16 protein-coding genes and 1 tRNA gene are annotated in these 20,172 nt (G+C 65.8%); 3 read left to right on the top strand and 14 right to left on the bottom strand.

The window, feature by feature from the left end; all coding sequences use genetic code 11:
- Positions 1 to 79: 79 nt before the first annotated feature.
- From pnp to rnr, 5 genes are all read right to left on the bottom strand, one after another.
- Positions 80 to 2,275: a polyribonucleotide nucleotidyltransferase gene (pnp, locus tag AC3FOF_RS05785; RefSeq protein ID WP_276263376.1), complete on the bottom strand. Its 2,196-nt coding sequence runs from the start codon at positions 2,273 to 2,275 to the stop codon at positions 80 to 82.
- A gap of 499 nt (positions 2,276 to 2,774) precedes the next feature.
- Positions 2,775 to 3,047, bottom strand: coding sequence for a 30S ribosomal protein S15 (gene rpsO, locus AC3FOF_RS05780; RefSeq protein WP_017228176.1), 273 nt, complete (start codon positions 3,045 to 3,047; stop codon positions 2,775 to 2,777).
- Between the two features lie 324 nt (positions 3,048 to 3,371).
- Positions 3,372 to 4,130, bottom strand: coding sequence for an SIR2 family NAD-dependent protein deacylase (locus AC3FOF_RS05775; RefSeq protein ID WP_017228175.1), 759 nt, complete (start codon positions 4,128 to 4,130; stop codon positions 3,372 to 3,374).
- A 16-nt stretch (positions 4,131 to 4,146) separates the two neighbouring features.
- On the bottom strand, positions 4,147 to 4,890 hold the full coding sequence (rlmB, locus tag AC3FOF_RS05770; RefSeq protein ID WP_017228174.1) for a 23S rRNA (guanosine(2251)-2'-O)-methyltransferase RlmB: 744 nt from the start codon (positions 4,888 to 4,890) through the stop codon (positions 4,147 to 4,149).
- An 89-nt stretch (positions 4,891 to 4,979) separates the two neighbouring features.
- The gene (rnr, locus tag AC3FOF_RS05765) at positions 4,980 to 7,568 is read right to left on the bottom strand and encodes a ribonuclease R (protein WP_276263378.1); all 2,589 of its coding nucleotides are present in this window, start codon (positions 7,566 to 7,568) and stop codon (positions 4,980 to 4,982) included.
- A 70-nt stretch (positions 7,569 to 7,638) separates the two neighbouring features.
- Between rnr and AC3FOF_RS05760 the strand changes: the two genes are divergently transcribed.
- From AC3FOF_RS05760 to AC3FOF_RS05750, 3 genes are all read left to right on the top strand, one after another.
- Positions 7,639 to 7,725, top strand: a tRNA-Leu gene (locus AC3FOF_RS05760).
- 463 nt (positions 7,726 to 8,188) lie between these two features.
- Positions 8,189 to 8,620: an Rrf2 family transcriptional regulator gene (locus AC3FOF_RS05755; RefSeq protein ID WP_017231375.1), complete on the top strand. Its 432-nt coding sequence runs from the start codon at positions 8,189 to 8,191 to the stop codon at positions 8,618 to 8,620.
- A 133-nt stretch (positions 8,621 to 8,753) separates the two neighbouring features.
- Positions 8,754 to 9,365 (top strand): NAD(P)-dependent oxidoreductase, encoded by a 612-nt coding sequence (locus tag AC3FOF_RS05750; RefSeq protein ID WP_488726030.1) that lies wholly within the window; start codon positions 8,754 to 8,756, stop codon positions 9,363 to 9,365.
- A gap of 85 nt (positions 9,366 to 9,450) precedes the next feature.
- Here the strand turns inward: AC3FOF_RS05750 and AC3FOF_RS05745 are convergent, their stop codons facing one another.
- The 9 genes from AC3FOF_RS05745 to bamB all read right to left on the bottom strand — a co-directional run bounded on the left by AC3FOF_RS05745 (position 9,451) and on the right by bamB (position 20,145).
- Positions 9,451 to 10,014 (bottom strand): phosphoribosyltransferase, encoded by a 564-nt coding sequence (locus AC3FOF_RS05745; protein ID WP_017231377.1) that lies wholly within the window; start codon positions 10,012 to 10,014, stop codon positions 9,451 to 9,453.
- Positions 10,015 to 10,163: 149 nt separating this feature from the next.
- Positions 10,164 to 11,504, bottom strand: a complete 1,341-nt coding sequence (locus tag AC3FOF_RS05740; RefSeq protein WP_488726029.1) for an adenylosuccinate synthase — start codon at positions 11,502 to 11,504, stop codon at positions 10,164 to 10,166.
- Positions 11,505 to 11,618: 114 nt separating this feature from the next.
- Complete coding sequence (locus AC3FOF_RS05735; protein WP_488726028.1) at positions 11,619 to 12,782, bottom strand: ATP phosphoribosyltransferase regulatory subunit; 1,164 nt, start codon at positions 12,780 to 12,782, stop codon at positions 11,619 to 11,621.
- Positions 12,783 to 12,975: 193 nt separating this feature from the next.
- Positions 12,976 to 13,878 carry a protease modulator HflC gene (hflC, locus tag AC3FOF_RS05730; RefSeq protein WP_017229724.1) on the bottom strand — a complete coding sequence of 301 codons (903 nt, stop codon included), beginning with the start codon at positions 13,876 to 13,878 and terminating at the stop codon, positions 12,976 to 12,978.
- 11 nt (positions 13,879 to 13,889) lie between these two features.
- Positions 13,890 to 15,293 (bottom strand): FtsH protease activity modulator HflK, encoded by a 1,404-nt coding sequence (gene hflK, locus AC3FOF_RS05725; RefSeq protein ID WP_017229725.1) that lies wholly within the window; start codon positions 15,291 to 15,293, stop codon positions 13,890 to 13,892.
- A 104-nt stretch (positions 15,294 to 15,397) separates the two neighbouring features.
- On the bottom strand, positions 15,398 to 16,645 hold the full coding sequence (gene hflX / locus AC3FOF_RS05720; RefSeq protein ID WP_017229726.1) for a GTPase HflX: 1,248 nt from the start codon (positions 16,643 to 16,645) through the stop codon (positions 15,398 to 15,400).
- Between the two features lie 294 nt (positions 16,646 to 16,939).
- Positions 16,940 to 17,179 (bottom strand): RNA chaperone Hfq, encoded by a 240-nt coding sequence (gene hfq, locus AC3FOF_RS05715; protein ID WP_017229727.1) that lies wholly within the window; start codon positions 17,177 to 17,179, stop codon positions 16,940 to 16,942.
- Between the two features lie 208 nt (positions 17,180 to 17,387).
- Positions 17,388 to 18,731: a ribosome biogenesis GTPase Der gene (der, locus tag AC3FOF_RS05710; protein ID WP_035815878.1), complete on the bottom strand. Its 1,344-nt coding sequence runs from the start codon at positions 18,729 to 18,731 to the stop codon at positions 17,388 to 17,390.
- Between the two features lie 226 nt (positions 18,732 to 18,957).
- Positions 18,958 to 20,145 carry an outer membrane protein assembly factor BamB gene (gene bamB, locus AC3FOF_RS05705; protein ID WP_017229729.1) on the bottom strand — a complete coding sequence of 396 codons (1,188 nt, stop codon included), beginning with the start codon at positions 20,143 to 20,145 and terminating at the stop codon, positions 18,958 to 18,960.
- Between the last annotated feature and the right edge of the window lie 27 nt (positions 20,146 to 20,172).

The following is a 20,172-nucleotide window of genomic DNA, read 5'->3' as shown; positions in this document are numbered from 1 at the left end:
GCGGGACTGGCGGCAGTGTAAACAAAAAAACGGCTGGACATCGCCAGCCGCTTTCCTTGCCACGGATACTGCGAAACGCTTACTGCTGTTGCTGGTCCGCCGAAGGCGCCGCCGGGGCAGCAGGCGCTGCCGGCGCTGCCGGTGCTTCGCTGGTGTTGGCGATCTGGCTGATGCTACCGCCCTCTTCGGCCAGCGCGGCCTTCAGGGACAGGCGCAGGCGGCCCTTCTCGTCAGCCTGGATCAGCTTCACGCGAACCTGCTGGCCTTCCTTGAGCCAGTCCTTGATGTCCTTGACGCGCTCGTTGACGATCTCGGAGATGTGCAGCAGGCCGTCCTTGCCCGGCAGGATGTTGACGATGGCGCCAAAATCCAGCAGCTTCAGCACGGTGCCGGCGTAGATCTTGCCCACTTCGGCTTCCGCGGTGATGCCTTCGATGCGGCGCTTGGCTTCGGCCATGCCTTCGGTCGAGGTCGATGCGATGGTGATGGTGCCGTCTTCCTGGATGTCGATGGTGGTGCCGGTTTCCTTGGTCAGCGCCTGGATGGTCGAGCCGCCCTTGCCGATCACTTCGCGGATCTTGTCCGGATGGATCTTCATGGTGATCATGCGCGGTGCGTGCTCCGACAGCTCGGTGCGCGCGTGTCCCATCGCGTCCTGCATCTTGCCCAGGATATGCAGGCGGCCTTCCTTGGCTTGCGCCAGCGCGACCTGCATGATTTCCTTGGTGATGCCCTGGACCTTGATGTCCATCTGCAGCGCGGTGATGCCGGCGTCGGTGCCGGCCACCTTGAAGTCCATGTCGCCGAGGTGGTCCTCATCGCCCAGGATGTCGGTCAGCACGGCGAACTTGTTGCCTTCCAGGATCAGGCCCATGGCCACGCCGGCCACATGCGCCTTGATCGGAACGCCGGCGTCCATCAGTGCCAGGCAGCCGCCGCACACCGATGCCATCGACGACGAGCCGTTGGATTCGGTGATCTCGGACACCAGGCGGATGGTGTAGGCAAATTCGTCATCCTTCGGCAGGACCGGGATCAGCGCGCGCTTGGCCAGGCGGCCGTGGCCGATTTCGCGGCGCTTGGGGCTGCCCACGCGGCCGGTTTCGCCGGTGGCGAACGGAGGCATGTTGTAGTGGAGCATGAAGCGGTCGCGGTATTCGCCGGCGAGCGCGTCGATGATCTGCTCGTCGCCCTTGGTGCCCAGCGTGGCAACCACCAGCGCCTGGGTCTCGCCACGGGTGAAGATGGCCGAGCCGTGGGCGCGCGGCAGCACCGACGAGCGGATCTCGATCGGGCGCACGGTGCGGGTGTCGCGGCCATCGATGCGCGGCTCGCCCGACAGCACCTGGCTGCGCACGATCTTGGCTTCGATGTCGAACAGCACGTTGCCCACTTCGACCTTGTCGGCTTCCACGCCGGCCTCGGCCAGCTGCGCCGTCACGGCTGCGTAGACTTCCTTCAGCTTCTGGCTGCGGGCCGACTTCTGGCGCAGCTGGTAGGCGTCCTGCAGCAGCGGCTCGGCGATCTCGCCGATCTTGGCGATCAGCGCTTCATTCTTCGGTGCCGCGGTCCAGTCCCACTCCGGCTTGCCGCCGTCGCGCACCAGGTCATGGATGGCGTTGATGGCGGTCTGCATCTGCTCGTGGCCATAGACCACGGCGCCCAGCATCACGTCTTCCGACAGCTGGCGGGCTTCCGATTCCACCATCAGCACGGCGCGCTCGGTACCGGCAACCACCAGGTCCAGTTCAGACGTGGCGATCTGCGAGCGGGTTGGGTTCAGCAGGTACTGGCCGTCCTTGTAGCCGACGCGGGCAGCGCCCACCGGGCCGCTGAACGGGATGCCCGACACTGCCAGGGCAGCCGAGGCGCCAATCAGGGCGGGGATGTCGGCCGGCACTTCCGGGTTCAGCGACAGCACGTGGATCACCACCTGCACGTCGTTGTAGAAGCCTTCCGGGAACAGAGGGCGCAGCGGGCGGTCGATCAGACGCGAGGTCAGCGTCTCGTTTTCCGACGGGCGGCCTTCACGCTTGAAGAAGCCACCGGGGATCTTGCCGGCAGCGTAGGTCTTCTCGATATAGTCGACGGTCAGCGGGAAGAAGTCCTGGCCGGCCTTGGGCGACTTGGCGGCCACCACGGTGGCCAGCACCACGGTGTCTTCCACGTCGACGATCACGGCACCGCCAGCCTGGCGGGCGATTTCGCCGGTTTCCAGGCGCACCTTGTGCTGACCCCACTGGAATTCCTTGACGATCTTGTTGAACATGGTCATGAGCGTTCCTTTTGTTCGTGCTTGCACGCTTGTGCAACGCCCGCGTTAGCAGCCGCGGGCGAACTGCCGGATGCGCGCCGGTCGCAGTTACAGGGAAGTGCTATGCCATTCCAGCGCGGTACCTGACAGCTGATACCTGGCACCCGCCTGGGCGGATACCGCGCTGGAATGACACAAAGCCCCGTTTCCTTGTCCGACTCCGGTATGGATTAACGGTAAACAGCTAAAAAAAGCTAAAGAACAAACTAACTTACTCCGTTGCACGTCTTGGCGCAACGTGTGCCCGACCCGGGGTCATGACACCATCAAGTGAAACAAAAATCACTTGCAACAACGCCGGACTTCAAACGGACGGCGGCCGGACCTGCGGCATTCCAGCCGCGAAATTCATCCGCAAAAACAAAATGCCTGCATCAGCGGGGCTGACGCAGGCATTAGTGGCTCACGCGAAGGCGTGCAGTGCATCCATTCGTGCTGCCATCCGGACGATCCTGGCTGCTTACTTACGCAGGCCGAGCTTCTCGATCAGCGAACGATAACGGTCGGCGTCGTTGGCCTTGAGGTAGTCCAGCAGGCGGCGACGACGGCTCACCATGCGCAGCAGACCGCGGCGGCTGTGGTGATCCTTCATGTTGGCCTTGAAGTGGGGGGTCAGTTCGTTGATGCGCGTGGTCAGCAGGGCGACCTGGACTTCGGGGCTGCCCGTGTCGTTGGCGGCGCGTGCGAACTGCTTGATGACTTCGGTTTTGCTGCTGGTTTGGGCTTCTGCCATGGTGATTTCCTTTTCACTTGCGAACGCTACAGCGCGGAATGTGCCGTATGCGTCGTGCCTTTGCGTTTTTCAGGCATTTGCCGCGACCGCACCGGATGCTTGGGCAGGCGGCTGGCTACGACAAGCGGGCGATTATAGCGGAAAACCGAAGCGGGATGGGATTGCGGCGAGCGACAATACGCTATCCGGCTCGAACCCCGATACGCGGCTCGCCGGATATGCCGCTTGGCCGACACCCGGGTTTCATTGCTATGGCTTAGCCCCCTCCCGGCGCGCGCGATACGCCCCGGGCCGCGTCAGGGCCCCGGGGCCAAGGGAATCTGGTCAGGCCGAGGCCGCCTGCGTGCCGTCCCACAGCATGGGCAGCACCACGCCCGCCGGCCCGCGCAGCACGATGTCGGCGGTCTGGTCCAGCGCCGAAGGCTCGGGATTGACCACAATGACGTGCGCGCCGTGGTCCTTGGCTATGCCGGGCAGCCCGGCTGCCGGGTAGACCAGGCCAGAGGTGCCCACCACCAGGCAGAGGTCGGCCGTCTCGGCCGCATGCTCGGCACGATAGCGCGCCACGCGCGGCAGCGCTTCGCCGAACCACACCACGCCCGGGCGCATCATGGCGCCGCAAGCGGAACAGCGCGGCGGCACGCCGGGCACGGCCACGGCCGGATCGCAACGGCCACAGCCATCCAGCCATTTATCGGCGAACAGGTTGCCGTGCAGTTCGATCACGTCGCGGCTGCCTGCGCGCTGGTGCAGGCCATCGACGTTTTGCGTGACCAGGGTAAGGGGCTTCTGCGCAGACAGCGACGCAAGGGCCACGTGCGCGGGATTCGGATGGGTCGCCGCCACCAGTGCGCGCCGGTGCTGGTACCACTCCCATACCAGCGCGGGCTGGCGCCGGTAGGCATCTTCCTGCGCCAGTTCCTCGGGGTTGAAGCGCGACCACAGGCCGGTCATGGCATCGCGGAAGGTCGGCACGCCGGATTCGGCGGAGACGCCCGCCCCGGTCAGCACCATGATATTCCCGGCCGCGGCGATCAGCCGGCGCGAGGCCGACAGCGCCTGCGCGTCGATTTCCGCCTTCATGGGACCATTCCCGGGATCAGCGCGGCAGGCGGCGCTGGCGTACCGCTTCGTACAGGCACACGCCGCTGGCAACGGAGACATTGAGGCTTTCCACGCCGCCAGCCATCGGGATGCCGACCAGCTCGTCGCAGGTTTCGCGGGTGAGACGGCGCATGCCCTCGCCTTCGGCGCCCATGACCAGGGCCATCGGGCCCTTGAGGTCGACGTCGTACAGCGTTTTCTCGGTGCCGTCGGCGGTGCCGATCACCCAGATGCCGCGCTCCTGCAACTCGCGCAGGGTGCGCGCCAGGTTGGTGACGGTGATGTAGGGGACGGTTTCCGCGGCGCCGCTGGCGACCTTGGCCACCGTGGTGTTGAGACCGACGCTGCGGTCCTTGGGAGCGATCACGGCATGCGCGCCGGCGCCGTCGGCCACGCGCAGGCAGGCGCCCAGGTTATGCGGGTCGGTGACGCCGTCCAGCACCAGCAGCAAGGGCGTGCCCTCGATGCCATCCAGCAGTTCGTCGAGATTGAGGGCCAGCGCCACGTCTTCGGCGCGGGCGACCACGCCCTGGTGGCGGTCGGTGCCGGCCATGCCGCGCAGGCGCTCGGCGTCCACCGGGTGCAAGCGCACCTTGAGGCTTTCGGCAAGGCGGATGAAGTCCTGCATGCGGCGGTCACGCCGCGCGGATTCTACATAGACATCGGTGACGCCGGCGGCGTCCTGGCGCAGGCGCGCGGTGACGGCGTGAAAGCCGATCAGGAGTTTTTGTTTAGCCATGGCGGGATTGTACCTTCCCGCCAGCGCTTGCCCGGAAGTCGGAGCCGGTGCCGGAGCGCGTTATTGCCGCCCCGGCACCGGCCGCGCCATCAGCGCTTGCGCGAGGCGCGGCTGCTCTTGCCGGCCGGCTTGCCGCCGCCCTTGTGCGCCGGGGCGAGATGCTGCGGCTTGGGCTTGGCGGCGCGCTTGGCCGGCTTGCCGCTGGCCTTGGCACCCTGCCCCACGCGTGACTTCACCGGCGTGATGACGGCTTCGAACACCGGCTGCTCTTCGATCACGCGGTCCAGCGTTTCGTCGAACGATTCTTCCGGCTTGGAGCTGCCGCCGAGCAGCGCGGCCAGCTGGCGGCCCTTCTTGCGCGCGGGCACGGCATGCGCTGCAGGCACGCGCGGCGCCACCTCCGAGGTGGGCGCGCGGCCGCGCAGGTTCTTGGCCGACGGCTCCTGCACCAGGCGGAAGTCGATCTTGCGGGCGTCCAGGTCCACGCGCGAGACCTGCACGCGGACGCGGTCGGTCAGGCGGTAGCGGATGCCGGTGCGTTCGCCGCGCAGTTCGTTGCGCGCCTCGTCGTACTGGAAGTAGTCGCTGCCCAGTTCGGTGACGTGGACCAGGCCTTCGACATACAGCTCGTCGAGCTGCACGAAGATGCCAAACGAGGTAACCGAGCTGATGGTGCCCGAATACTCGCTGCCGAGCTTGTCGCGCATGAAATAGCACTTGAGCCAGGCTTCGACATCGCGCGAGGCTTCGTCGGCGCGGCGCTCGTTGGCCGAGCAGTGCAGGCCGAGTTCGTCCCAGATGGCCTCGTTGCGCTTGGCGCGCGCGGCGGTCTGTTCCGCCTTGGCCGCGGCGTCCTTGGCCTGCAGGCGGCGCGCCTTGGGCGCGATCGCCGTGTTCAGCGCGGTACCCGGGGCAAACGCCGGCACGTACTTGGTATGCGCCAGCACAGCCTTGATCGCCCGGTGCACCAGCAAGTCCGGATAGCGGCGGATCGGGCTGGTGAAGTGGGCGTAGGCCTCGTAGGACAGGCCGAAGTGGCCGATATTGTCCGGGCTGTAGACCGCCTGCTGCATCGAGCGCAGCAGCATGGTCTGCAGCATCGGCGCATCCGGACGGCTCTTGATCTTGTCCATCACGTCGGCATAGTCGGCTGCCTGCGGCTTGTCGCCGCCGCCCAGCGAAAGACCGACGGTGCGCAGGAACTCGCGCAGGTTCTTCAGCTTCTCTTCGCTCGGGCCGGCATGGATCCGGTACAGCGTGGGATGCTTGAAGCGCTCGAGGAAGTCGGCCGCGCAGACGTTGGCGGCCAGCATGCACTCCTCGATCAGGCGGTGCGCGTCGTTGCGGGTGCGCGGCAGGATCTGCTCGATCTTGCCCTGCGCATTGCAGACGATATAGGTCTCGGTGGTGTCGAAATCGATGGCGCCACGCTCGCGGCGCGACTTCAGCAAGACCTGGAACAGTTCGTACAGATTCTGCAGGTGCGGCACCAGGTCGGCGCGCTTGTGCGCCTCCGGGCCCTTGGTGTTCGAGAGCACCGACCAGACCTCGTTATAGGTCAGGCGCGCCGCCGAATGCATCACGGCGGGATAGAACTGATAAGCCTTGAGCTCGCCCTTGGCGGTGATCACTGCGTCGCACACCATGCACAGGCGGTCGACCTGCGGGTTCAGCGAGCACAGCCCGTTGGAGAGCTTCTCCGGCAGCATCGGGATGACACGCCGCGGGAAGTACACCGAAGTGGCGCGATCCAGCGCATCGGCGTCGAGCGGGGTGCCCGGGCGCACGTAGTGCGACACATCGGCAATCGCCACCACCAGGCGCCAGCCCTTGGCACGGCCAATCTTGACGGGCTCGCAATAGACCGCGTCGTCGAAGTCGCGCGCGTCTTCGCCGTCGATGGTCACCAGCGGCACGTCGCGCAGGTCGATGCGGTGTTCCAGGTCGGCTTCGCGCACCGTGTCCGGCAGCGCGACGGCCTCCTTGGCGCAGGCATCCGAGAAGGCATGCGGCACGCCGTACTTGCGCACCGCGATCTCGATCTCCATGCCGGGATCGTCGATATCGCCCAGCACTTCGACCACGCGGCCCACCGGCTGCACGTAGCGATCGGGGTAGTCGATGATCTCGACGCTGACCACCTGCCCCACCACCGCCTTGCCTTGCGCCTTGGGCGGGATCAGGATGTCCTGGCTGATGCGCTTGTCTTCCGGCGCCACCACCAGCACGCCGCCTTCGCTGAGCAGGCGGCCGATCACGTAGCGGTTGGCGCGCTCGATGATCTCGACGATCTGCCCTTCCGGCCGGCCGCGCCGGTCGTAGCCGATCACGCGCACCTGGGCACGGTCGTTATGCATGGCCTTCTGCAGCTCACGCTCCGGCAGGAAGATGTCGTCGTCGCCATCGTCGCGGATCAGGAAGCCGAAACCGTCGCGGTGGCCCTGCACCCGGCCGACCACGAAGTTGGGCTGGTGGGCCAGCTCGTAGCGGCCCTTGCGATTGAGTTCGATCTGCCCGTCGCGCTCCATGGCGGCGAGGCGTTTCTGGAAACCGTCGTGTTCCTTGCGCGTGACGGCGAGCGACTTGGCGATATCGCCCGCCGACAGCGGCGACCCGGACGTCCTCAGGACGCCGAGGATTTCTTCCCGACTAGGGATCGGATAGTTATTCTGATTCAATTTTTTCTAGAAATAATTTGACAAACGTTTTGCGGTCGCTATAATGAGCGCTTCGGTTGTTTCGACGCCCGCCCAGGTGGCGAAATTGGTAGACGCACTAGGTTCAGGTCCTAGCGGTGGCAACACTGTGGAGGTTCGAGTCCTCTCCTGGGCACCAGATCAAACGGGAAACCCGCAGCGCTTTCGAGCCCTGCGGGTTTTTTGTTTTCCGGCGTCTGAACTGACAACTTGCACTCCCGATTCGATATTGGCGCGACTGCGCGACTAAATGAAAACTGGCGGCGGCAACCGCCGCTCCGGCACATGGGAACCACTCCCATCCGCCGCCCCACCCGCTCGGGTGGCCCCCGACCACGCGGCCCTGGCGCTCACACGAGCTACCGGGACCCGGGCCAGACTGCGCCGACTGCTGCGCTGCGGGTGAGTGTATCAGCTTCAGTGGCGATCCCGGCATTCTTCCGCCTGTTAAACGCTTGAATGTCGCGTTTTCCAACGTTTTCCGGCACGAACCGCACTATTCCTGCGGCCCATTGCGATACCGGCACCGCACCTTGCCCGCACAGCGGCTTGACAGGCACACCGATCTGTAACTAAGATAGTTTCATATTTTCTTCCCAACCATGAGCAACAGCCGATTCGCCGTCGCCGTCCATATCCTGACCCTGCTGGCCAGTGCCGATACGCCTTTGCCGTCGTCGCTGATTGCTGGCAGCGTGGGCACCAATCCGGCCCTGATCCGCCGGATGGTCGGGCAACTGGCCGAGGCCGGCCTGGTGAGCACCATGATGGGCAGCAACGGCGGCGCCTCGCTGGCGCGTGCTGCGGCATCGATCACCCTGCTGGACGTGTTCCGCGCGGTGGAATCGACCGCCCTGATCGCCCTGCACCACAGCGCCCCCAACCCGGCATGCATGGTGGGAAGGGAAATCACCGGCGCGCTGAAGCAGGCCGCCGACCGCGCCCAGGCCGCGATGGACGGGGCGCTGGCCGGAATTACGATAGCCGGCATGCTTGCAGACGTGGAGCAGGCCGCGCAGCGCCACAAGCGCTGAATTTTTTTAACCCGATATGTAACCATGGCGGTTTCATATCGATATGATGCCCGTGCCATGCGCGGGCTTGACTATGCTGTCATCACCTTTCGGTGAAGCAAGCTGATCCAGGCAACCAAGCAAGGAGTTGAGCATGAAGATCGCAATCATTGGCGCCACCGGGCGCGTTGGCACCCGCCTCATCGATGAAGCGCTGCGCCGTGGCCACACCGTCACCGCCATCGCGCGCCAGGCCGGCAAGCTGCCCGCGCAGCCGGGCCTGAGCACGCGTAACGCCGATGTGGCCGACACCAAGGCGCTGGCCACCGCCCTCGCCGGCCACGACGTGGCGATCAGCACGGTGCGCTTCCTGCAGGCCAGCGCAGAGCAGATCGTTGGCGCGGTCAAGGCGGCGGCGGTGCCTCGCCTGCTGGTGGTCGGCGGCGCCGGCAGCCTTTACGTGGCCCCTGGCGTGCAGCTCGTCGACACGCCGCAGTTCCCGGAAGCCTACAAGGCCGAGGCGCTGGCCGGCCGCGACTTCCTCAACGCGCTGCGCACCGAGGCAGGCCTCGACTGGACCTTCCTCTCTCCCGCCGCGCTGTTCGAGCCGGGCACCCGCACCGGTGCCTACCGCGCGGGCGAGGAAACGCTGCTGTCGGACGCCAGCGGCAAGAGCTGGATCTCGATGGAAGACTACGCCATCGCCCTGATCGACGAAGTGGAAAAGCCGGCGCACTCGCGTCAGCGCTACACGGTAGCGTACTGAGCCTCGACGAAAAAAGGGCGGCAAGCCGCCGCCCCGCTTCGTCACTGGAACCGTCCCGCGCAGCGCGGGGCGGTCGCTTGCGGAATCAGCCTTGAACGCTGCCGCCAGCGGCGTGCTTGCCGCGCTTGAGCCAGGCCGACAGGTTGTGCGGACGCAGGGTATCGAATTCCTCGAAGGGCTGGTGAATCCAGGGGTTGGTCGGCAGGAAGGTGACGTGGTAGTCGGGCTTGACCTTGGAGCAGGCCTTGTACCACAGCACCGAGGAGCGGACTTCCGTCACGGCGGGATAGCGCTCCTGCAGATGGCGGCCCACGCGCTCCAGCGTAACGCCCGAATCCACCAGGTCGTCGACCAGCAGGATCTTGCCGGAGAGGTCGCCCTTGGTCATGGTGATGTACTGCGCGATGTCGAGGTCGCCTTGCTGGGTGCCGGCTGCCTCGCGATAGCTGCTGGTGGCGAGAATGGCGAGCGGCACGTCGAAGATGCGGGACATCTGGTCGCCCACGCGCAGGCCACCGCGCGCCAGGCACAGGATCTTGTCGAACTTCCAGCCGGACTCATGGACGGTCAGCGCAAGGCGCGCGATCAGGCTGTGATATTCGTCCCATGAAACCCACAGGTTCTCGTCGTCGTTCGATGGCAGGGTCATATTTTTCAGCGCTTCGGCTTGAGGCTTGAGGTCTGTCGACCGATAAAGTTTCGGCCCGCTTGCGCGGGCCGATTTGCTCTTGTGCTTTCGCAGCCTGTCTGCGGGCACCGCCTTGCAGCGGCGCAGCGCCCTCGCGGGCTCAGGCGTCGTCAGGCCACGTACGGGTGACGCAGCAGGATGGTTTCGTCGCGGTCGGGGCCGGTCGAGATCATGTCGATCGGGATTCCGACCACTTCCTCGACGCGCTTGAGGTAGGTGCGCGCCTGTTCCGGCAGCGCATCCCAGGCCTTCACGCCGAAGGTGGATTCGTTCCAGCCGGGGAATTCCTCGTACACCGGCACGCAGCGCGCCACGGCATCCGAGCCGCGCGGCAGGATGTCGACGGTCTTGCCGTCCAGTTCGTAACCCACGCACAGCTTGAGGGTTTCGAGGCCGTCGAGCACGTCGAGCTTGGTCATGCAAAGGCCCGACACGCCATTGATCTGCACCGAGCGCTTGAGCGCGGCGGCATCGAGCCAGCCGGTGCGGCGCGGACGGCCGGTCACAGAACCGAATTCCTTGCCGACATTGGCCAGGCGCACGCCGATGGGATCCTGGCGCTTGGGATTGTCGTTATCGTACAGCTCGCTGGGGAACGGGCCCGAACCCACACGGGTGCAGTAGGCCTTGGTGATGCCCAGGATGTAGTTCAGGCGGCCCGGGCCAACACCGGCACCCGCGGCGGCCGCGCCGGCCACGCAGTTGCTCGAGGTGACGAAGGGATAAGTGCCGTGGTCGACGTCGAGCAGCGTGCCTTGCGCGCCTTCGAACATCAGGTTGTCGCCCGCGGCGTTGACGGCATACAGCTCGGCGGACACGTCCGCCACCATCGGCGCCAGGCGCGGCGCGAACGCCAGCATCTCGTCCAGGGTCGTCTGGAAATCGACCGCTTCCGCACCCAGGTACTGGGTCAGCATGAAGTTATGCAGGTCGAGGTTCTCACGCAGCTTTTCGGCGAAGGCCTTGGGATCGAACAGGTCCTGCACGCGCAGCGCGCGGCGGGCCACCTTGTCTTCGTAGGCGGGACCGATGCCGCGGCCGGTGGTGCCGATCTTGTCGGCGCCACGGCGCGCTTCGCGGGCCTTGTCGATGGCGACGTGGTACGGCAGGATCAGCGTGGCTGCTTCGGAAATGCGCAGGCGGTTCTGCACCTGCAGGCCGGCGGTTTCCAGTTCCTCGATCTCGCGGAAGAGCGCCTCGGGCGACAGCACCACGCCGTTGCCGATGTAGCAGACCGTGCCGGCACGCATGATGCCCGACGGGATCAGGCGCAGGATGGTCTTCTTGCCGCCGATGATGAGCGTGTGGCCAGCGTTGTGGCCGCCCTGGAACCGCACCACGCCCTTTGCATGATCGGTAAGCCAATCGACGATTTTACCTTTGCCTTCGTCACCCCATTGGGTGCCGATCACGACGACATTGCGTCCCTGGCTTACTGCAGAAGCGGACATGTTGATTTTGGTCAGTGGGTTAAAAACGTATTTTACTCTCGTTGCCGGTCAACTCCCCGATTTTGGGGAGATCGGCCTGCAATGCGGGGGAATTCCGCGGCCCGGCGTTGATGCTCAGGCCCCGGCGCTGCGCGGGATTACCGTCCAGCCACCAGCCTCGCGCACCAGTTGGCGGTCGCAGTTGAACTCGTCGAGCTGGTGCGTATGGCCCGGCAGGGACTGGATCACGATCTCGCCGGCCGCGCGCAGCGCGGTGATCGCCGCGCGCAGCGCAGGATCCGCATCCCACGGGGCAAAGATGGCGAATGCGCGCACCTCGAGCGGGGACAGCGCCGCAACTTCGCGCAGATCCAGCGAGAACCCGGTGGCCGGCCGCGCGCGGCCAAAGGCCTCGCCGACCTTGTCGTAGCGGCCGCCGCGCGCCACGTAATTGGGCAGGCCTGCCACATAAGCAGTAAACATCACACCGCTGTGGTAGTGGTAGCCGCGCAGGTCCGACAGGTCGATATTGACGCTCGCCCCGCTCACTTCCGCCGCCAGCGCCGCCAGTTCGTCCAGCGCGCGGCCGATGGCCGGGCTCGCAGGCAGCGTGGCGCGGGCGCGCTCGATCACCTCCACGCCGCCATAGAGCGTGGGCAGGGCACGCAGCGCATCGCGCTCGGCCTCGGGCATGCCCTCGGTCAGCTCGCGCAGCGCGGAAACATCCTTGGTTTCCAGCGCGGCGAACAAGACGTCCTCGATCTTGCGGCTGGACGGCAGGCCATCCAGCAGCGCCTCCAGGATGCCCGCGTGGCACAGATCGAGGCGGATCTCAGCCAGTCCCGCAGCCTGCAGCGCGGCCAGCATCAGGGCCTGGATCTCCACGTCGGCCTCGAGGCCCGCGTGGCCATAGATTTCGGCGCCGACCTGGAGCGGCTCGCGGGTCGCGCGAAAGCCGGCCGGCCGGGCGTGCAGCACATTGCCTGCATAGCACAGCCGGGTCACGCCCGAACGGTTCAGCAAGTGGGCGTCGATACGGGCGACCTGGGGCGTGATATCGGCGCGCAGCCCCATGGTGCGGCCGGAGAGCTGATCCACCAGCTTGAGGGTGCGCAGGTCGAGGTCGTGCCCGGTACCGGTCAGCAGCGATTCCAGGTATTCCAGCATCGGCGGCATGACCAGCTCGTAGCCGTAGGTGCGGAACAGGTCCAGCATGCGGCGGCGCAGCTCTTCGATCTTGCGGGCCTCCGACGGCAGCACGTCGGCAATGTTTTCGGGCAGAAGCCAGTGGTTGGACATGGTAAATCTCTTCACGTCATACGGTTGCCGGGTGCCCTGCGGCCCCCGTTGATTTCGATCCCGCCCCCTGCCCCGCCGGGCTCAGGAGACGGCTGCGGCGCCTGCGGGACGGCTATTTGCCCGCCCTCCAGCCGGACAAAACCCCGGCAAGCCGGGGTTTTGTCCTAGCGCCTGGCGGCCGCGGCCGCCCAGCTCAGCGACGATTCGCCGGAGGCGCCGCCGCAGGCGCGCCGCCCGCGGAGCGCATAAAGCGGAAGAAGTCGGAATTCGGCTCCAGCACCAGCACGTCGCGCTTGTCGCGGAAGGTATTGCGATAGGCTTCCATGCTGCGCCAGAACTGGGCGAACTGCGGATCGCGGCCGAACGATTCGGCATAGATCTGCGAGGCGCGGGCATCGCCCTCGCCCTTGATCTTCTGCGCGTCGCGGTAGGCCTCGGCCAGCACCACCTCACGCTGGCGGTCGGCGTCGGCACGGATTTTTTCGCCTTCGGCGGCGCCGGTGGAGCGCAGCTCATTGGCAACGCGCTTGCGCTCGGCCTCCATGCGGCGGTACACCGATTCGCTGATCGCGGGCAGCAGGTCGACACGCTTCAGGCGCACGTCGATGATCTCGACGCCAACGGACTGGGCATAGTCGGCCATGGCGGCACGGATATTCTGCATCACCTTCTCGCGCTCGCCGGCGACCAGTTCCGCCACCGTGCGCTTGCCGAATTCCTCACGGGCAACAGAGTCGATACGCTGGGTCATGCGGTCCTGCGCCCCGCGGACATTGCCGTTGAAGGCAACGAAGAACTTGCGCGGATCGGTGATGCGCCATTTGACGAACCAGTCCACCACCATGCTCTTCTTCTCGGCGGTCAGGAAACGCTCGGAGGCGGCTACGTCGATGGTCAGCAGGCGGCGGTCCATGAAGACCACGTTCTGCAGCGGCGGTGGCAGCTTGAAGTGCAGACCGGGCTCGTTCACCACCTGCTTGATCTGGCCAAAGGCGAACACCACGGCGTACTGCCGCTGGTCCACCACGAACACCATCGAGGAGCCGATCGCCAGCACGATGAAGAGGCCGATTACTGCGGAAATCAGTCGGTTCATGTCGGGGCTCCTCAGCGCGAATCGCGGTCACGGTTGCGCAACAGCTCGCGCGACCGGGTATCGCCGCCGGCATCCGGCGCGGGAGATGTGCCACTACCAGCAGCCGGCGTCTGCGGCGCGGCGCTGCCGGAAGCCGGCGCGGCACCCTGCGTTTGCGCCATCAGCTTGTCCAGCGGCAGATAGAGGAGATTGTTGCCCTGGCGCGAATCCACCAGCACCTTGGTCGAATTGGTATAGATCTGCTGCATGGTCTCAATGTAGATGCGGTCGCGCGTCACCTGCGGGGCCTTGGCGTATTCGGCCTGGACCTGGCGGAAGCGCGAGGCATCGCCTTCGGCCTGGGCGGTCACCCGCGCCTTGTAGGCTTCGGCTTCTTCGTTCAGGCGCGCGGCGGTACCCTTGGCGCGCGGGATCACGTCGTTGGCGTAGGCCTGGCCTTCGCTGATGGCGCGTTCCCTGTCCTGGCTGGCCTTGTTGACGTCGTCGAAGGCAGCCTGCACCTGCTCGGGCGGCTGCACGCTCTGCACGTTGACGGAGATCACGCGGATGCCGGTCTTGTACGCGGTCAGGATCGACTGGATCGACTTGGCCAGGTTCTGCGCGATCTGCTCGCGGTTCTCGTAGAGCACCGCGTCCATCTTGTTGCGGCCGACGATCTCCCGCACCGAGGTCTCGGCGGCCTGGGTCACCAGTTCCTCGTCGCCGCCACGGTCGGTCTTGTTGTAGAACAGGAATTCGCTTGCGTCCTGGATGTCGTACTGCACCGTGAAGCGGACGTCGATGATGTTCTCGTCCTGCGTCAGCATGGACGCGTCCTTCAGGTTGCTGTCCTTGATCGAGGTGGAACGGCCCACTTCCACCGAACGCACGCCCGACAGGTTGACGATCTCCGCCGACTGGATCGGGTACGGCAGGCGCCAGTTGATACCCGGGCCGGTGGTGTACTTGAACTTGCCGAACTGAAGGATGACGGCGGTCTGGCCTTCCTGCACCATGAAGAAGCCACTGGCCAGCCAGATACCGACCGCGGCGACCACCACCACACCCGCGCCGATGCCCGAGCCCTTGCCCGGCGTGCGCGCACCGCCGCCAAAGCCCTGGTTGTTACCGCCACCGCCGTTTTCCTTGCGGCCGAGCAGGCCGTTCAGGCGGCGATTGAAATCGCGCCAGAGCTCGTCGAGATCGGGGGGGCCGTCCTGGGGAGGACGCTGGTTCTGCTGGCGATTGTTATCGCGGCTGTCCTTGTCCTTATCCTTGTCTTCATCATCGCCCCGACCCCAACGTGGATCGTTCAACGACAGGATCGCGCGCAAGCGCTGCCAGGCCGTCCGCGACGGGGCATAGCCGCCATTGCGGCCACCAGCGCGGCTGCCAAAGGCATGGCTCGATTCGGGATTCCGGGGAAACTGGGGCATGAAGTGCACGGGTCCGGGATAGTTGGAACAAGGGGATTCTAACAGTCATCGACGCCACTTTTGCCTATTTGGGGCAATCTGGCCGCGATTTCCGCCGAACTGGGTCACTGCGTGCCGGGTTCTTCCGGATCCACACCGGCGTCGCCGCCGTGGGGATCGTCAGCGTGATCGTCGTCGTAGCGCGCATGCGCATCGGCAAAACGCTGGTCTAGCGGCGGACGTTCCGGCGGCTGCTCGGCGAGCCAGCGCGCCACTTCCACCACGGCCTCGCGCAATGCATCCAGGCCGATGCCGTCGCGCGCGCTGGCGAATACGCGGGTGGGCACGCCGTCCTCGTTGCGCTCCACCCGCGGGCCCTGCTCGAGCAGTTCCGGGGCGGCATCGATCTTGTTCATCACGATGATCTGCGGAATGTCGTCGGCGTTGATCTCGGCCAGCACGCGATTGACCTGCTCGACCTGTTCGTGCCGCACCGGGCTGGAGGCGTCGACCACGTGCAGCAGCAGGTCCGCGTGCACGGTCTCTTCCAGCGTGGCGCGGAAAGCGGCCACCAGTTGGGTGGGCAGATCGCGGATGAAGCCGACGGTATCCGACAGCACCACATTGCCCAGGCCGTCCAGGTACAGCCGGCGCGAGGTGGTATCGAGCGTGGCGAAGAGCTGGTCGGCAGCGTAGGCGCGCGCCTTGGTCAGGGCATTGAACAGCGTCGACTTGCCGGCATTGGTGTAGCCGACCAGCGAGATGCTCAGGGTATCGTTGCGCGCCCGCGCCCGGCGCTGGGTGCTGTGCTGGCGCTGCAGCCGCGCCAGGTCCGCCTTCAGCCGCTTGGCGCGCTCGTCGAGGAGACGGCGGTCCAGTTCGAGCTGACGCTCGCCCGGGCCGCCACGCATGCCGATACCGCCCTTCTGCCGCTCCAGGTGACTCCAGGCACGGACCAGCCGCGAGGCCTGGTACTGGACCTGGGCCAGCTCGACCTGCACCTTGCCGACGTGGCTCTGCGCCCGCTGGCCGAAGATATCCAGGATCAGGCCGGTACGGTCGATCACGTGGCGCTGCAGGAAGCGCTCGAGGTTGCGCTGCTGGGCCGGGCTGAGCGTGTGATTGAACACCACCACGTCGGCATCGAGCGCATCGGCGGCCTCCTTGAGCTCCTCCGCCTTGCCGGATCCGATGAACAGCGCCGGGTCTGGACGCGAGCGCCGGCCGGTGAGCATATGCACCGGCGTGGAGCCCGCGGTCGACGTCAGCAACGCCAGTTCGCTCAGGCTTTCCTGGAAATCATGCTTGCCGAAATCGACACCGACCAGGATGGCGCGGGATGGCTCGGAATTGGAGGTGGCTCTAGATTGCAAACGGGAGGAGCGCGAAACGCGAGAAAGGAAAACGGTTTGAAACCGACTGGAGGGCTGCGACGGATGCCGCGATGCATGAGCCCTGGCCGGGGAGACGCTCGAGGCGGGCTGCTATCCGTGGCGGAATGCACCAGGGTGAAGCATGTCCGTTGTCACAGCCACGCTGCGACCAGGCTGGCCGGGCGTCGTTTGGTGTCGAACCGGAGCATCAGGCCCCGGCGCGACACCGGCAATTGGCGGCCGTGTCTCGATGCGACGGGCCTGCCGGAACCATGCGGAGCGAACCGCGAAAGATCAGCCCTCGGCCGTGTCGTCCACGCGGAAATTCACGGCGCGGGCCGGCACGACGGTGGAAATCGCATGCTTGTAGACCATCTGCGTCACGGTGTTGCGCAACAGGACGACGTACTGGTCGAACGACTCGATATTGCCTTGCAGCTTGATGCCATTGACGAGGTAGATTGAAACCGGCACGTGCTCTTTGCGCAGCGCGTTCAGGAACGGGTCTTGTAGCAATTGCCCTTTGTTGCTCATGGCACACTCCAAAATTATAGATTTAGTGATAGATGATGGGGACGGTAGCCCCCGATTCAAGTCAGGCGGCGCAAAACCGCGCCAAAAAAAGATCAAAACGGTACCAAGCCAGCATCGTCTCGCAGGGAACCCCCTGCTACCGTGAATTTAGCCTCAGTTCCAAACGAACGCAAACGAAAGTTGCCCGCCCGGGCTCCCGCTGCCCGACTCAATCCTTCGAGTCCGCATATGGGTTTTTGTTCGTACGAAATTCGATGCGCAGCGGCGTGCCCTTCAGCTTGAAAGCCGAGCGGAAGCGGTTTTCAAGATAGCGCCGATACGTGTCGGCGATGCCCGAAAGCGAATTGCCGTGCACGATGATGATGGGCGGATTGGACCCGCCCTGGTGCGCATAGCGCAGCTTGGGCCGGGTCGCGCCGACACGCCGCGGCTGCTGGAACTCGACCGCTTCCTGCAGGATCCGCGTGAGCTGCGGAGTGGGCAGCTTGACCATCGCCGCCGCGTACGCGTCGTCCACCGAACGCAGCAGCGCGCCGATGCCGGTGCGCTCGCGCGCCGACACGAAGTGGAAGTTGGCGAAATCGAGGAATTGCAGCTTGCGCTCCAGATCGTGCTTGATGCGGTCGCGGGCGTGGCCGTCAAGGCCGTCCCACTTGTTGACGCCCACCACCAGCGCGCGCCCCGACTCCACGATGAAGCCCGCGATGTGCGCGTCCTGCTCCGACACGTCCTGCTGCGCATCGAGCAGCAGCACCACCACGTTGGCATCGGCGATCGACTGCAGCGTCTTGACCACCGAGAACTTCTCGATCGCCTCGAACACCTTGCCGCGCTTGCGCAGGCCCGCGGTATCGATCAGCGTGTAAGGCTTGCCTCCGCGCTCGAACTCCACATAGATGGCATCGCGCGTGGTGCCGGGCATGTCGAACGCAATCACGCGCTCTTCGCCGATCAGCGTATTGACCAGCGTGGACTTGCCGACGTTGGGGCGGCCGACGATGGCGATCTTGACGCCACGCTGGGCGCCGTCGTCTTCCTCGGCAAGCTCCGGCCGCTCCTTCACCGCCAGTTCCAGCGCCTCGTCGACGAGCTCGCGCACGCCGTCGCCGTGGGTGGCCGAGATGGCATAGGGATCCCCCATGCCAAGCTCGTAGAAGTCGGCCGACACGGTGGTGTACTTCATGCCTTCGGCCTTGTTCACGGCCAGCATGACGCGGCGCCCGGTCTTGCGCAGGTAATCGGCGATCACGCGGTCCTGCGGCGCCAGCCCGAGGCGGCCGTCGACGATGAAGATCACCACGTCGGCCTCGACCACGGCCTGGCGGGTCTGCTTGGCCATCTCGGCGACGATCCCATCCTTGGCCACCGGCTCGAAGCCGCCGGTATCGATGGCGATGAACGGACGTTCACCGATGCGGCCCTCGCCATAGTGGCGGTCGCGCGTGAGCCCGGGCAAGTCGGCGACAAGGGCGTCGCGCGAACGGGTCATCCGGTTGAATAGCGTCGACTTGCCCACATTGGGGCGGCCGACCAGAGCGATAACTGGTTTCATGCAATAAACGGAAATGGGGGCCGGCAGATGCCGCCCCCCAGGAACTCCGGAGTGATTTGGGTCCGACGGCCGGGCGCTCGCGCGCCAGGCCACTTTTCCTGTCGGGCGGCCGGGTTGCCTATGCAGCCCTGGCCTCGTTCACCTGCACGACCAGGAGGATCGTGCTGCCGGATTGGCGCCACCCATGCCGACAGGTGCACGGGCGGTCGCCATGATGTTGACGGCCTCAGTCCGGCACGAAGCCGTAGAGGTTGCCGTCGCGTGTCTGGACCACCATGGAAGCGCCCGCCACCACCGGCGCAGCGGTAATCTCGCTGCCGTCGGTCTTCAGGCGCGCCACGAACTGGCCGTCGTCGCGCGAGAGGAAATGCACATTGCCCTCGAAGTCGCCCATCACCACCGAGCGGCCCAGCGCCAGCGGCGTGCCCAGGCGGCGATACAGCAACTGATCGTTCTTCCAGCGCTCGGTGCCGTTCTGGCGGTCGAAGGCATGGACCACCGAGCGCTCGTCGCTGGCATACAGCGATTCGTCATCCTGCGAGGGGCCGGTCGGCGACGAGAAATCCTTGCCCCATTGCGGCTGGCCATTGGCCAGTTCCAGGCAGGCGATACGGCCCTGGAAGGTGGTGGCGCATACCTGGCGGCCGTTGACCATCGGCTGGCCGGTAACGTCATTGAGCCGTTCGATCTCGGATACGCCCTTCGGGTAGGAAACCGTGCTCTCCCAGCGCAGCACACCGTTGCCGGGAGCCAGCACGCCGAGCTTGCCGCCGGGGAAGCCCATCACGATGCCGTCGCCGGCGAAGACCATGCCCATCGCCGCGCGCAGGTTGAGCGCGGTCTGCGAGCGCTGGTAGATCCAGCGGCGCTCGCCGGTCTGGGCATCCAGGCCGAGTACACGGGTATCGGTGGTGCGCACCACCACCAGCCCATTGCCGACCAGCGGCGCGGACAGGACCTCGCCATTGACCTGCTTCTTCCAGAGCTGCTTGCCGGTGGCGTCGAAGGCAAATACCGCGCCCTTCTCGCCGGCGACCGCGGTCACGGTGCCGTCGCTGCCCGGACCGGAAGTCAGGTCGGTGTCGGTCTTCGCCTCCCACAGTGTGCGTCCGGTGCCGCCGTCGAGCGCGATCACCTTGCCGCCATTGGAGGACGCATAGACGGTGCTGCCGGAAACGGCTGGCTGCAGCGAATACGGGCCGCTCTTGCCGACGCTGGCCTTCCAGGCCTGGCGCACCGACAGGGTCTGGGTGATCGGCTTGAGTTCGACCGGCGTGCGCTTGTCGCTTTTGCTGAACAGCGAGCAGCCGCCAAGGCTGGCGACGCCGGCCGCGCAAGCGGCGGCCACCACCAGGGCGCGGACGAAATTGCCGTGTTGCTGGTTCTTGGCCGTGCCGGAAAACAATGACGTCATGAGGTTCCGATCCTGAATTGGGTTGAA

This window comes from Cupriavidus sp. 96C5-1 (assembly GCF_057798855.1).
This window is presented reverse-complemented; position numbering and strand designations above follow the sequence as displayed.

Excerpts from the sequence above, each read along its gene's own strand:
- AC3FOF_RS05735 (WP_488726028.1), bottom strand. The coding sequence starts at position 12,782 with ATGTCCAACCACTGGCTTCTGCCCGAAAACATTGCCGACGTGCTGCCG.
- hfq (WP_017229727.1), bottom strand. The coding sequence starts at position 17,179 with ATGAGCAACAAAGGGCAATTGCTACAAGACCCGTTCCTGAACGCGCTG.
- AC3FOF_RS05750 (WP_488726030.1), top strand. The coding sequence starts at position 8,754 with ATGAAGATCGCAATCATTGGCGCCACCGGGCGCGTTGGCACCCGCCTC.
- rlmB (WP_017228174.1), bottom strand. The coding sequence starts at position 4,890 with ATGGCTAAACAAAAACTCCTGATCGGCTTTCACGCCGTCACCGCGCGC.
- AC3FOF_RS05775 (WP_017228175.1), bottom strand. The coding sequence starts at position 4,130 with ATGAAGGCGGAAATCGACGCGCAGGCGCTGTCGGCCTCGCGCCGGCTG.
- AC3FOF_RS05755 (WP_017231375.1), top strand. The coding sequence starts at position 8,189 with ATGAGCAACAGCCGATTCGCCGTCGCCGTCCATATCCTGACCCTGCTG.
- AC3FOF_RS05740 (WP_488726029.1), bottom strand. The coding sequence starts at position 11,504 with ATGTCCGCTTCTGCAGTAAGCCAGGGACGCAATGTCGTCGTGATCGGC.
- hflK (WP_017229725.1), bottom strand. The coding sequence starts at position 15,293 with ATGCCCCAGTTTCCCCGGAATCCCGAATCGAGCCATGCCTTTGGCAGC.
- der (WP_035815878.1), bottom strand. The coding sequence starts at position 18,731 with ATGAAACCAGTTATCGCTCTGGTCGGCCGCCCCAATGTGGGCAAGTCG.
- rpsO (WP_017228176.1), bottom strand. The coding sequence starts at position 3,047 with ATGGCAGAAGCCCAAACCAGCAGCAAAACCGAAGTCATCAAGCAGTTC.
- pnp (WP_276263376.1), bottom strand. The coding sequence starts at position 2,275 with ATGACCATGTTCAACAAGATCGTCAAGGAATTCCAGTGGGGTCAGCAC.
- bamB (WP_017229729.1), bottom strand. The coding sequence starts at position 20,145 with ATGACGTCATTGTTTTCCGGCACGGCCAAGAACCAGCAACACGGCAAT.
- hflC (WP_017229724.1), bottom strand. The coding sequence starts at position 13,878 with ATGAACCGACTGATTTCCGCAGTAATCGGCCTCTTCATCGTGCTGGCG.
- AC3FOF_RS05745 (WP_017231377.1), bottom strand. The coding sequence starts at position 10,014 with ATGACCCTGCCATCGAACGACGACGAGAACCTGTGGGTTTCATGGGAC.